The organism is Veillonella rogosae JCM 15642 (assembly GCF_002959775.1).
Lineage (GTDB): Bacteria > Bacillota > Negativicutes > Veillonellales > Veillonellaceae > Veillonella > Veillonella rogosae.
Window position 1 is genome coordinate 26,088 of record NZ_PPCX01000010.1, and the last position, 13,177, is coordinate 39,264.

At 41.1% G+C, this 13,177-nt stretch carries 14 protein-coding genes and 1 pseudogene; 2 read left to right on the plus strand and 13 right to left on the minus strand.

Annotated features, from left to right (window positions below; all coding sequences use genetic code 11):
• Nucleotide 1: 1 nt before the first annotated feature.
• The 13 genes and pseudogenes from atpA to VRHSUH09_RS05450 all read right to left on the minus strand — a co-directional run bounded on the left by atpA (nucleotide 2) and on the right by VRHSUH09_RS05450 (nucleotide 11,116).
• Nucleotides 2-1,540 carry a F0F1 ATP synthase subunit alpha gene (gene atpA, locus VRHSUH09_RS05390; protein ID WP_105081611.1) on the minus strand — a complete coding sequence of 513 codons (1,539 nt, stop codon included), beginning with the start codon at nucleotides 1,538-1,540 and terminating at the stop codon, nucleotides 2-4.
• A 16-nt stretch (nucleotides 1,541-1,556) separates the two neighbouring features.
• Complete coding sequence (atpH, locus tag VRHSUH09_RS05395; protein ID WP_105081612.1) at nucleotides 1,557-2,108, minus strand: ATP synthase F1 subunit delta; 552 nt, start codon at nucleotides 2,106-2,108, stop codon at nucleotides 1,557-1,559.
• 4 nt (nucleotides 2,109-2,112) lie between these two features.
• Nucleotides 2,113-2,610 carry a F0F1 ATP synthase subunit B gene (gene atpF, locus VRHSUH09_RS05400; RefSeq protein WP_009352521.1) on the minus strand — a complete coding sequence of 166 codons (498 nt, stop codon included), beginning with the start codon at nucleotides 2,608-2,610 and terminating at the stop codon, nucleotides 2,113-2,115.
• Nucleotides 2,611-2,628: 18 nt separating this feature from the next.
• Nucleotides 2,629-2,856 carry a F0F1 ATP synthase subunit C gene (gene atpE / locus VRHSUH09_RS05405; RefSeq protein WP_004695064.1) on the minus strand — a complete coding sequence of 76 codons (228 nt, stop codon included), beginning with the start codon at nucleotides 2,854-2,856 and terminating at the stop codon, nucleotides 2,629-2,631.
• 20 nt (nucleotides 2,857-2,876) lie between these two features.
• The gene (atpB, locus tag VRHSUH09_RS05410) at nucleotides 2,877-3,575 is read right to left on the minus strand and encodes a F0F1 ATP synthase subunit A (RefSeq protein ID WP_105081613.1); all 699 of its coding nucleotides are present in this window, start codon (nucleotides 3,573-3,575) and stop codon (nucleotides 2,877-2,879) included.
• A 170-nt stretch (nucleotides 3,576-3,745) separates the two neighbouring features.
• Nucleotides 3,746-4,114 carry a Tat pathway signal protein gene (locus VRHSUH09_RS05415; RefSeq protein WP_105081614.1) on the minus strand — a complete coding sequence of 123 codons (369 nt, stop codon included), beginning with the start codon at nucleotides 4,112-4,114 and terminating at the stop codon, nucleotides 3,746-3,748.
• Between the two features lie 10 nt (nucleotides 4,115-4,124).
• A complete protein-coding gene (locus VRHSUH09_RS05420; protein ID WP_105081615.1) occupies nucleotides 4,125-4,319 on the minus strand; it encodes an AtpZ/AtpI family protein in 195 nt (64 codons plus the stop codon).
• Nucleotide 4,320: 1 nt separating this feature from the next.
• A complete protein-coding gene (wecB, locus tag VRHSUH09_RS05425; RefSeq protein ID WP_009352506.1) occupies nucleotides 4,321-5,463 on the minus strand; it encodes a non-hydrolyzing UDP-N-acetylglucosamine 2-epimerase in 1,143 nt (380 codons plus the stop codon).
• 57 nt (nucleotides 5,464-5,520) lie between these two features.
• Complete coding sequence (locus tag VRHSUH09_RS05430; protein ID WP_105081616.1) at nucleotides 5,521-6,672, minus strand: glycosyltransferase family 4 protein; 1,152 nt, start codon at nucleotides 6,670-6,672, stop codon at nucleotides 5,521-5,523.
• 34 nt (nucleotides 6,673-6,706) lie between these two features.
• Nucleotides 6,707-8,029: a PFL family protein gene (locus VRHSUH09_RS05435; RefSeq protein ID WP_105081617.1), complete on the minus strand. Its 1,323-nt coding sequence runs from the start codon at nucleotides 8,027-8,029 to the stop codon at nucleotides 6,707-6,709.
• A gap of 17 nt (nucleotides 8,030-8,046) precedes the next feature.
• Nucleotides 8,047-8,226 (minus strand): annotated as a pseudogene (locus VRHSUH09_RS05440) (ACT domain-containing protein); the annotation flags it as partial.
• Between the two features lie 114 nt (nucleotides 8,227-8,340).
• Nucleotides 8,341-9,978 carry a phosphoglucomutase gene (locus VRHSUH09_RS05445; RefSeq protein ID WP_105081618.1) on the minus strand — a complete coding sequence of 546 codons (1,638 nt, stop codon included), beginning with the start codon at nucleotides 9,976-9,978 and terminating at the stop codon, nucleotides 8,341-8,343.
• 205 nt (nucleotides 9,979-10,183) lie between these two features.
• The gene (locus VRHSUH09_RS05450; protein WP_105081619.1) at nucleotides 10,184-11,116 is read right to left on the minus strand and encodes a YitT family protein; all 933 of its coding nucleotides are present in this window, start codon (nucleotides 11,114-11,116) and stop codon (nucleotides 10,184-10,186) included.
• Nucleotides 11,117-11,321: 205 nt separating this feature from the next.
• Between VRHSUH09_RS05450 and ispE the strand changes: the two genes are divergently transcribed.
• Complete coding sequence (ispE, locus tag VRHSUH09_RS05455; RefSeq protein WP_105081620.1) at nucleotides 11,322-12,218, plus strand: 4-(cytidine 5'-diphospho)-2-C-methyl-D-erythritol kinase; 897 nt, start codon at nucleotides 11,322-11,324, stop codon at nucleotides 12,216-12,218.
• Nucleotides 12,215-12,913 carry a GntR family transcriptional regulator gene (locus tag VRHSUH09_RS05460; RefSeq protein WP_054748271.1) on the plus strand — a complete coding sequence of 233 codons (699 nt, stop codon included), beginning with the start codon at nucleotides 12,215-12,217 and terminating at the stop codon, nucleotides 12,911-12,913. Before ispE ends, VRHSUH09_RS05460 begins: the two co-directional genes overlap by 4 nt.
• Nucleotides 12,914-13,177 lie beyond the last annotated feature (264 nt).

Here is a 13,177-nt window from a genome sequence, read left to right on the forward strand (position 1 = left end):
ATTACGCCTCCTTACGAGACACTAATGTATGAGTAGAACCAAATGCTTCTACACATTCTGGGATTGCTTGTTTCAATAGATTTTCAGTTTCGTCCTCGATTTTCTTGGACGTTTCAATATTTGTGATAATTTCAGGATAGTTAGCTTTCACATAACGCAACAATTCCACTTCGAATGCCAATACATCCTCAACTTGAATGTCTGCTAAATAGCCTTTTGTACCAGCATAGAGGTTAATAACCATTTCAGCTACGCTCATTGGCTCATATTGGCCTTGTTTCAACATTTCAGTTAAACGTTGACCACGATCAAGTTGAGCACGTGTAGCCGCATCAAGGTCGGAACCGAACTGAGCAAAGGCAGCCAACTCACGATATTGAGCAAGGTCCAAACGCAATTGGCCCGCTACTTGTTTCATCGCTTTCGTTTGCGCACTACCACCTACACGGGATACGGACAAGCCTACGTCAACAGCTGGACGAATACCAGAGTAGAACATATCTGTACCCAAGAAAATTTGACCATCCGTGATGGAGATTACGTTTGTTGGGATGTATGCAGATACGTCACCCGCTTGTGTTTCGATAATAGGCAACGCTGTAATGGAACCGCCACCAAGTTCAGGTGAAAGTTTCGCAGCGCGCTCTAATAGACGGCTGTGTAAGTAGAATACGTCGCCTGGATACGCTTCACGCCCTGGTGGACGGCGTAACAATAGGGACATAGCACGGTATGCAGCCGCTTGTTTTGTTAAGTCATCATATACGCATAATACGTGTTTGCCTTGGTACATGAAGTATTCACCCATGGCAACACCAGCGTACGGAGCGATATATTGAAGAGGTGCACCAGTAGATGCACTAGCAGATACTACGATTGTATACTCCATAGCGCCTGCTTCTTCAAGCTTTTGTACTACACGAGCAACAGTAGATTCTTTTTGACCAATGGCTACATAAATACAAATAACATCTTTGCCTTTTTGGTTCAAAATAGTATCTAATGCAATCGCAGTTTTACCAGTACCACGGTCACCAATGATAAGTTCACGTTGACCACGGCCGATTGGTACCATCGCATCAATTGCTTTAAGACCTGTTTGTAAAGGTTCGTTTACAGATTGACGATCCGCAATACCAGGTGCTGGATGTTCCACAGGACGGCGTTCAGTAGCTTGGATAGCACCCTTACCATCAAGAGGTTGCCCAAGAGGGTTTACTACGCGGCCAATCAAGGCATCCCCTGCAGGAACGTCCATAATTTTGCCAGTACGGCGTACTTGGTCGCCTTCTTTAATCAAGAAGTCATCACCTAATAGTACGGCACCAACATTATCTAATTCTAAGTTCAAAACCAAGCCATATACGCCGTGAGGCAATTCTAACAACTCACCTGCCATGGCTCTTTCAAGACCATAAATATGGGCGATGCCATCCCCTACGTCGAGAACAGTACCCACGTCATCGACATTGAGGTCAACATCATAGTCCTGAATCTGCTGTTTGATTATAGCAGTGATTTCTTCAGGCTTCATTTTCATATATACCCATTCACCCCTATCTAATAGAGTTCGTTCTTAATAAAGATTTTTCTAATTCTTCTAAACGGCGAGCTACAGAGCCATCGATGCGTTTATCCCCTACTTGGATAATGATCCCCCCCATAATGGATGGATCTTGGCGCACGGATAAGATGACATCTTTTCCTGTAACCTCTCTTAGTTTAGCTTGTACAGATGATTCTACATCAGCTGTGATTGGTTCTGCCACAGTTACAGTAGCTTCCAAAATACCACGAGCTTCACGTGATTTTTGAATAAACGCTGCAATAGCTTCCGCTATATAACGATGACGTCCACGTTTAATCATCACATAGATAAAGTGTAGAGCCACTTTGTCGATACTAGATTCAAAGATTCTACCAACAAGTTTAATCTTCGCATCTTCAGTAACGATTGGATTTTCAAGGAATGAACGAAGTTCAGGCTGTTCTGCCATAACGGAAGCTACATAGCCTAATTGCTCCTCCATGAGTTCCAAATTATTTTGTTCTTGAGCTAATTCAAACATAGCCGAACCATATTTATCTGCTACAATTTCTATGCTCATCGTATCACAACCCTATCGTTTTACTATCAAGTTGACGAATAGCGTCTTCGATCAATTTTGTATTAGTTTCGCTGTTCATATCTTTAGCAACAACTTTACCAGCCATAGCTACAGATAAGGAAACAACTTCATTGCGCAAGCTGTTCATAGCGCGATCGCGTTCAATAGCGATATCTTGACGAGCACGATTTTTTTCTTGTTCAATTTGTTCACGTGCTGTCGCTAATTGTTCGCGTGTTGTATGTTCTGCTTCTTGAACTGCTTTTTCAACAATTTGTTGTGCTTCTTGACGTGCTTTAGCAATTTGAGCGGCATAATCAGCTTTAAAGCCCTCTGCCTCTACACGAGCTTTTTCTGCAGCTTCTAAGTCTTTAGCAATTCGTTCTTTACGTTCTGTCATCATAGCCAATAATGGTTTATATGCAAAACGAGCTAATAGCCAAACTAATATAAAAAAGTTCAACATTTGAGCAAGAATCGTTCCAAGGCTTAAGTCAACCAAGGTTATTCCTCCTCGTTATTATCTGAATAACAAAATAAATGCTACTACTACACCGATGATAGGCATCGCTTCAATCAAACCAATCGCTACGAACATAGTAGACATCAATTGACCACGCAATTCAGGTTGACGCGTAATACCTTCAATTACTTTGCTAGATACAAGACCGTCACCGATACCTGCACCAATGGCACCACAACCTACTGCGATTGCTGCTGCTAATGCGAATAAACCTTGAGCTTCCATAATATACCCTCCGTAAAAAATTAATGTTCCTCACTAAGAGCCATCCCCAAGTAGGAGGCAGTAAGAACGGTAAAAATAAAGGCTTGAATAATGCCGATAAACAAACTAAAAGCAATCCATACCCATGGTACCGGCACAAACCAAGGCAAATTGTACAATACTTCTAAGAGAATTTCACCAGCTACGATATTGCCGAATAGACGGAAAGCAAGTGTAACTGGTTTTGCAATTTCTTCAAAGATATTAAGGATTAACAAAGCCTTATATGGTTGAACAAAATGATTGAAATAGGATAAGCCTTTAACTTTAATCCCCATAACCCATACCACTAATGTGCTACATAGAGCTAATGCAATTGTAGTATTAATATCGGATGTTGGTGATGTTAAAGCCTTAAACGTTGGCATTAAGCCCAGTTCGTTTCCTACAAAAATAAATAAGAAAAACGTAAATAACAAGGAACTCACCATCGGCCAATGACGACCTAAGTTCGGAGCTAATTGCCCCTCTAAGCCTTCCAATATAGATTCAACTATATTTTGCAAGCCTACAGGCACCAATTTTCGTCCCCGGGTGGCTAGTACTGTTATCAGTATTACAATAGCCATAGTAACCCATGTAGCAATTAAAGTATCCAAATTAAATGTCAACCCTAACCACTGCACGACTTCATGGTGTCCCGCATGTAATTCCACGTTCTCAACCCCTTCCATAGACATAATAAAGAACTAATATATTTACAATAAATATAAATATAATATATATGTATCATCATACATCGTTATAGATATATAATCAACACTTGAAAGGTAAACAATTCTAATTACTCATAAATGTATTGTGTATAATGCATTATTGGAATATATCTATAATTTAACACATCATTAGATTAAAAATGTCGACTAAGCCACCAGTAAACAACATATAATGCGGGCTGAATAAGTGCCACACCAACAAACATGCTAATAGCCTCTATACCGGGAATCTTTAATCCTAAGACTACTAATGAACCTACTAACATAAGACGCCATATCATCTGTCTACGAGCTTTACGAACGGCTTTGTAAGGATCCCCGGATACAATGGATTGACCATGCAAAGCTAAACTTAGCAAGTAGAGTACCATTATAAAAATCCCCCAAAACCATCCCCATAGATACTGTTCTAGGCCACATAAAACTTGTATTATACCGCCTAAAAAGGCAATAAAAAAACAAGTCAGCAGCACACGCACTATGAATTTTACATATTGATTCATATATACCTCACTACTTAACTTGTTTGTATAACATATAAAAACCTGTTATAGCTCCAATAAGACCAAATACAATCATACATAACGGTTCAGTTCTAAACCAACTATCCAGTGTATATCCAATCCAAATGAAACCACCTATACAGAAAACGAGTGTGAGCCCCGCTGATGTTGCCATAGCGAGGGCTTTCACAAGATCCTTATCCATATTATTTACCAAATCGTTCAGGACGATTAGGATCGCCTAAGAACTCATGGCGCAACGCTTGGATGATGCGTTCAGATGCTTTGCCGTCACCGTAAGGGTTAACGGAGTTAGACATCAATTTATAAGCTGCTGTATTGCTCAACAATTCATGAGCCGCTGCATGTACTGCATCTTTATCAGTACCTACTAGGCGAACTGTACCAGCTTCAACAGCTTCAGGGCGTTCTGTTGTATCGCGCAATACGAGAACCGGTTTACCAAGGGCTGGCGCTTCCTCTTGAATCCCACCAGAATCAGTAAGAATCAAATAAGATTTAGCCATTAAGTTCGCAAAGGGTTCATAATCAAGTGGATCGATTAAGGTAACACGTTCTACAGAACCAAGTTCCTCTTGCACCACTTGGCGAACCTTAGGATTCTTATGTACAGGGAACACAACTTGAATATCTTCAAATTCATTAATTAAATCGCGAATAGCTTGATATACGTGGCGCATAGGCTCACCCAAGTTTTCACGGCGATGTGTAGTAACAAGAACTGTGCGTTTTTCAGGATCTAGACCATTAATAGCCGCATCGTCGAATACATAATTATCTTGTACGGTTGTATCAAGGGCATCGATAACTGTATTACCTGTTACATATAGATGATCTGTATTGATATTTTCTTTCTTAAGATTGCTTTCAGAGCTAGAAGTCGGTGCAAAGTGATAGGTCGCAATAGAACCCGTCAATTTACGGTTCATTTCTTCTGGGAACGGAGAGTAAATATCACCAGTACGAAGGCCCGCTTCTACATGGCCTACAGGAATCTCTTGATAGAAAGATGCCAAAGCACCTGCAAAGGTAGTTGTAGTATCACCATGAACGAGTACTACATCAGGTTTTGCTTCTTCTAGTACATCCTTAAGACCTAACAAGGCACGATTTGTCACATCGTACAAGGTTTGGCCTTGGCTCATAATATTTAAGTCGTAATCCGGGGTAATATTAAACAAGTTTAGTACTTGGTCGAGCATATCACGATGTTGCGCTGTAACGGTTACAATCGGTTCCATATCTGGTGCTGCTTCTAATGCTTTCACAAGAGGAGCCATCTTGATAGCCTCAGGTCTTGTACCAAAGATTGTCATAACTTTTAACATAGTTGCCTCCAACATAGTAGGATAGAAAAAATGGGGCGCCAAGCGCCCCACATATGGTTATTCCTTATGGGAACCCTCTGATTCCTCTAAAGCTTTTGCCAATTCTTCACGATCAAAGGAAATAGTTTCATCTGAATCGCTGCGTTCAATTGTAGGACGTGGTAATGGATGTCCAGCCGCATCACTATGGGTAATAACCCCAAGGCGACGAGCCACAAAAATACTGCCTAAGAAGATAACGAGTACCAATGCAATACCAATCCAAGCATTGACCTCTGCTACGATGACGGACACGCCACCAAACAGAGCTGTTACGGCATACATCATTAGCACCGCTTGTTTTTGAGATAAACCTTGAGCTAACAAACGATGATGCACATGGCCTTTATCAGGCTTAAAAATTGGACGACCGCTAATTTTACGGCGTACGATAGCAAATAATGTATCTAGAATTGGTAAGCCAAGTACGATTGCAGGAACTACTAATGCAATAGTAGCTGCTGTTTTAACAGCACCCATTACAGAAATAGCTGCTAAAGTATAACCGAGGAGCATAGAACCCGTATCACCCATGAAAATTTTCGCTGGGTTAAAGTTATACCGCAAGAACCCTACTGTTGCACCTGCAAGTGCAAGAGATATACATGCTAAGTCAGTTTGACCAAGTTGTAATGTCATCGCACATACAGCAATACAAGCAATGAAGGAAATACCTGCTGCCAACCCATCAAGGCCATCGATGAGGTTTACAATATTCGTAAAGCCTACAATCCAGAAGATCGTCAATGGAGCTGCCCAATATTTAAGGTATACTACCCCACCCCAAGGAAGGTTGATGAAATCTACACGAATATCATAAGCCACCAAAATAGCGGCTGCTATGATTTGGCCCATTAACTTAGTTTTTGGCTCAATCTGTTTAATATCATCCCAAATGCCAACAAGCACAAGAATAACAGTACCAAGTACAAAGCCAAATAATTTATGATCATGCGGGATAGATCCATTAAAGAGGACCGACCCGACATAACCGAGAAAGATTGCTAATCCACCAAGTCGTGGAATCGCGCCATGATGCACCTTACGGGCATCTGGTTTATCTATTGCCCCGACGGCAACGGCAAAGCGTTTCACCAAAGGGGTTAGTGCAAAGGTTATGATGAGCGCTAGAGCAAAGGCCCATACATAATCGAGCACATAATCACTCATAAGACACCTCCAACAACTAGGTTGAAAAACGGGATTAGTTCGTTAAGCTACGAATAGGTGCAGGAATACGACCACCACGGGCGATGAACTCAGCAGCACTATATGGACTCACTTCAATAATTGGAGCGTAACCTAAAAGGCCACCAAATTCAACAACCTCACCTACTGTTTTTCCAGGTACAGGAATTACACGAACCGCAGTTGTCTTATTATTAATCATACCAATAGCTGATTCATCGGCAATAATAGCAGAAATTGTATCAGCCGTTGTATCACCAGGAATAGCGATCATATCGAGACCTACGGAGCATACACATGTCATAGCCTCTAATTTATCAAGTGTCAAACTGCCACAAGATACAGCATCAATCATGCCCGCATCTTCAGATACTGGGATAAATGCACCACTGAGACCACCAACGTGAGAGGACGCCATAAGGCCGCCTTTTTTCACTGCATCATTCAATAATGCAAGGGCTGCCGTAGTGCCGTGACATCCACAAGAGGACAAGCCCATTTCTTCAAGAACGTGAGCTACAGAGTCACCTACAGCAGGTGTTGGCGCCAAGGACAAGTCGATAATACCAAATGGTTTACCAAGACGACGAGATGCCTCTTGTGCTACCAATTGGCCTACACGAGTAATTTTGAAAGCAGTACGTTTAATGGTTTCTGCTACAACATCAAAGGATTGTCCACGAACAGATTCAAGAGCATGTTTAACAACACCTGGGCCAGATACGCCTACAGAAATAGCGCTATCCCCTTCTGTAACACCGAAGAAGGCACCCGCCATAAACGGATTATCTTCAACAGGATTACAGAAAATAACTAGCTTAGCACAACCAAGAGCATCATTATCCTTTGTGAGCTCAGCAGTTTTTTTAACGATGATACCCATGTCACGTACTGCATCCATGTTGATACCAGTTTTAGTAGAACCTACTGCAACGGAGCTACATACGATATCCGTCGTTGCTAATGCTTCAGGAATAGAGTCAATCAAAATGCGGTCAGCTCGTGTAGCTCCCTTTGTTACAAGGGCAGAGAAACCGCCGATAAAGTTAACCCCTACGGCCTTCGCGGCGCAATCCATAGCTTCCGCTACAGGAACATAAGATGTTAGATCACTACCACCAGCCACTAAAGAAATTGGCGTTACAGAAATACGCTTGTTGATGATAGGAATACCGAACTCGCGCTCAATATCTTCACCTGTAGATACAAGATGTTCTGCCTCTTTTGTAATGCGATCATAAATGCGATCACATAGCTCTTTACCAGAGCTAGACGCGCATTCTAACAAGCTAATCCCCATCGTAATCGTACGAACGTCAAGCTTGTTATCGTGAATCATCTGATTCGTTTCTAAAAAGATGTAAGGTTTTTCATATCCTCAGACTTTGTTTCACACATCATAATCATATTGAAAACGCCATCAAGAATGGTTTGATTAATAGACATAATGTTTACACCGTGGTCAGCAAGTACTGTACTAACCCCAGCTATGATACCAACGCGGTCAACGCCGACAACGGTAACAACTAACTTCATAACATCACCTTTTCTAAGCACTACAAACTATATAGCCAATATAGGGCATTCAATAAACTATATTAATATATTATATCACATTTATTACTTTTAGACGGTGAAATCTTTATGAGATTACACTTCGTCAGACAATGCGGCTGTAACAATTTCTTCACCCGCCGTTAAAAGTGCAATAAGACCTTTATCCCCTTTATAGCTTTCACCATAAATTTTATACAAGTCTTCAGTGCCAGAAGGACGAGCCACAAACCAACCTGTTTCCGTTTCTACACGAACGCCATCGATAGGCATATCATTGTACAAGGACGTAGTGCGTACATTCGTAATAGTATCTCCATCGACCTCTGTAGCCGTAATAGAACTTGCATTTAACTGTTTCAACTTAGCCTTGGCTGCCTTCGTACAAGCCGCATCAATACGACCAAAACGAGGGTCTCCACAACCTTCAACAATGTTGTTATATAGTCTATCTACAGTAGCGCCCATTACAGCGTACATTTCCATGGCCAATAGAGCCATTACCATACCATCTTTATCGGTAGTCCATACGGTACCGTCTTTTTTAAGGAACGATGCACCTGCGGATTCTTCACCGCCTATACCAATCTCACCGTCAAATAATAGAGAGCTGAAATATTTAAAACCTACAGGCACTTCATAAACAGGAACGTCTTTGATGGCTGCCCATTTGTCAATCATGGTGGTACAAACAACGGTTTTACCAACCCCTTTATCTGTCCAACCACGGGTTGTAAACAGATAATCTGCCGCAGTTACAAGGAATGCATTTGGAGAGGTAAGGCCATACGCACTAACGATACCATAGCGGTCATAATCAGGATCATTACCTACGGCAAGATCATAGTTACCGATTTGTTTAATAACATCGGCCATGGCATATTCAGAGGAGCAATCCATGCGAACCTTGCCATCATGGTCATACGTCATAAAGCTGAACGTTGGATCGTACTCATCGTTGATAATATCCATATTGAGATTATAGCGCTCTTTAATAGCACGCCAGTAACCGAGGCCACTACCACCTAAGGCATTAACAAGAACTTTCGGTTTAGCACTTTGAATGGCTTCCATGTTAATAATAGAAGATAATTCTTCTACGTATAAACCTTTATAATCATATGGAATTTGTTGGTCTGGTTCAATATTATCAATGCTAATCCGTTTGAAACCTTCTAATTCGCAGTAGGCACGCACATATTCATTAGCACGAGTTTCAATCCATTTTGTAATGAGCGTGTCTGCTGGACCACCATTCGTCGCGTTATACTTGATACCACCATTATCTGGAGGATTATGGGATGGTGTGATAACAATACCATCCGCCTTATGATCGTGGCTTTCATTATAACGAATAATCGCGCGAGATACAGATGGAGTCGGTACGAAATCCATATCCGCATCAACCATAGCCGTCACGCCATTACCAGCGAGCACCTCTAGCACAGTCACAAGAGCTGGCTGTGACAATGCATGTGTATCTTGCCCAACAAAGAGCGGACCAGTAGCGCCAAATTGCCCACGCCCATCACAAATAGCCTGCGTAATAGCCGCCACATGTAAATCGGTGAAAGTCCCATTTAAAGATGTACCACGATGACCAGATGTGCCAAAAGATACGAGTTGTGTCGGATCTGTAATATCCGGTGCATTATCAAAATAAGCATCCACAAGGGTTTGCACATCAATAATATCTTGTTCTTGTACAGGCGTACCTGCTAATTTGTGAGCCATAGGAACCTCCTAACCTCATCATGAGAGACTCTCTCTGGAATTATTAATTTTATATGTTTACAATCAGATACGAGTAATTTACAAAATGTATATAACATTCATAAAACATTATATTTACACATAATTAATATAAGATGACAACGAACAACAATTTCAATAAAAAATGTTATTTATATTTGTCATTTTTACTTCTTATAGGTTGTTTTTATTTGTTATCAGTCGCAACAGCAGTAGCATCTTGAGCTATTGTGCCTTGTGCTTTCAACTGATTGGTTACCTCAGTTGGCAAAATAGGCCGAGTAAAACCTTGACCAATAACCTCTTGAGCATCGGTAATCAAGATAAATACATTGGGATCTGCTGCTTCAATAACTTCTTTCAATTTATTGACTTGTAATAGGTTAACTGCGACCATAACAATATTTTTTGGCGTTCGAGTATAGGCCCCAACACCTTCGATGATCGTCGCTCCACGTCCTACCTTGTTGATGATACATTCGCAAATCTCATCGGTACGATAGGTGATGATGAAAGCAACCTTTCGTTGGTTGAAACCAATGACAACCTTATTGGTAATAATAGTATATACATACACACTAATAAGTGTTACCGCTACTGCTTCAAGACCGACAACGCTTACAGCAGCTAATAGAACGGCACAGTTGATGGCACTATTAATGGAACCCATTTGAAGGCCATAATATTTTCGAACGATAAGAGCAATTGGATCAAGACCACCTGTATTGCCACCTACACGGTAGACAATACCAAGGCCTACACCAGTCGTAATACCGGCCATCATAGAACTCAACAACGGATCCTTAATAATCATGTCATACTGCAGGAAATTAAAGAAATCAATCATCCAAGATAACATGAGTGTGCCGTATAGCGTCTTTACTACGACACGCGTACCAAGCCATTTCCAAGCAGCCCAGAATATTGGAATATTTAAAATCACATTCCAAGAACCAACGGATAAGCCCGTTACATAATATAAAATCAAACCGACCCCACTAATACCAGTACTAACTAGTTTATGGGGCAATACAAAAGCATCAATACCGGCACCAAATATGGCACATCCAACGGCGACCATAAGGCATTGATACACAACATCTTTATACTTGGCGAACATAGCTCCCTCCAAATTGCTATTTCACTATAAATATTCTATAATGAACTAACTAAACTATACGCTATTTACAATACTGTTAAGAATCGAACAACATGTGTATACAAAATCATCATAAACCACTTAATGGTTATTTTCAATCACTTTATAACAGTATAAAATAAACATATAAACTGCATATATTATGTACATTATGAACGAGGCTATTATGAGTAAAAGTTTTGAGCAACTCGGTTGCAGTAAAATCAACATCGGTCTGGCTATTACGGGTAAGCGTGATGACGGCTACCACGATATCGATTCCATTTTCCAATCCATTCGTCTTAGCGACTCTATTTATTTTGCTAAACACCATTCCGTAGTGTTTTCTGGAGGTGCTCCAGAGTTGCCAGACTATATGCAAAAACTGGTAACCTACGACGAAGACAATTTAGCGCTCAAAGCGTTACGCGCAGTACAAGCCTATACAGGTTGTAAGGCAGGTGCTGCTATTCATTTATTAAAACGCATTCCTATTCAAGCAGGTCTCGGCGGTGGCAGTGCAGATGCAGCAGCCATGCTATTAGGCCTCAATCGCTTCTGGGACTTACGCCTCACGCAAGAGGAGCTGTTAAAAATCGGTGCCACCCTCGGCTCTGACGTACCATTTCTATTGCAAGGTGGTACAGCACGCGGCACAGGTCGCGGCGAAATACTAACCTATAAACAATCGCCAGAACCGCACTGGTTATTACTCGTTAAACCAAAGGTATCTGTTTCTACAGCAGCTGCTTATGGTCGCTTTAACGGTAAATCAGAAGCTACTAAGAAAACAATTGATACCGTATTAAGCCACGTTGAAAACAACGACTTGACATCTGCTTTCACTAGTAGCGCCAATACCTTTGAAGAACTATTATTCCCAGATCACGAAGAACTTGTAATCTGTAAAGAGTTCTTTACAAGCCGTGGATACCCAACCATCATGACTGGCAGCGGTCCAACGATGGTAGTATTACTTAATAAACCAATGGAGGCATTACAGCTCCAAGAGGAAATTAAAGCAGCTGGCCACGATTGGCTTTCCCTCATTAGTAAAACATGTACACAGGAGGACTTACCATGACAAAACGGTTACAACCTATACGACTCGATGCGTATAAACCACTGAGAGAAGTTGTAAGTGAAACATTGCGTCAAGCCATCCAAGATGGTGTGTTAAAGCCTGGTGAACGTCTCATGGAAATCCCTCTCGCTGAAGAGTTGGGCGTGAGCCGCACACCGATTCGCGAAGCCATTCGTAAATTAGAACTAGAAGGCTTTGTCGTTATGATTCCTCGTCGTGGTACTTACGTTGCCAATATTTCTTTAAAAGATATTACCCAAGTATTTGAAATTCGATCGGCCCTCGAAGAATTAGCCGCAGGTCTTGCAGCAGAACGCATCACCGAAGAAGAAATTGAAACCTTGGAAAGAATGCTCGTGGAAATCGGCGACCACATGGAAAATAAAGACATGGATTCTGTCGTAGCTGCGGATGTAGAGTTCCACGAAGTGCTGTACCGCGCATCTCGAAATGAACGACTAGCAGATATTGTTCATAACTTGCGTGAACAAACCTACCGCTTCCGTAGTTTCTCTATGAACCAACCTGGTCGACTTAGAAAAACTTGGGAAGAACATCGGCAACTCGTAGAGGCTATCGCTTCTCATAATGCTACTCAAGCTCGCAAGTTAGCTAGACTACACATGGAGCATTCAGAACAAACCTTATTACAAGGTATGGAAGAGTCCCAAGAATTCGGTCATTCTCAGAAGTAATACACAACTACATATGAAAAAACATAAAATCACAGCTCTTTGAGCTGTGATTTTGTATTTTGTATCCAGTATTATGCATTTCTCTCATATACCTCTAACTCCCATATTAATTGAACTTTTAAAGTTTTCCTGCCTAAGTTATAATTTTTTTTACTAAACCTAGTACTGAATTAGCATAGCTTTTAGTCATGATACTATGTCTTTTTTACATACATTCGTTGTATAATTTATTCTAAAGGCGTGCGATTTATATGGCTTTATTTA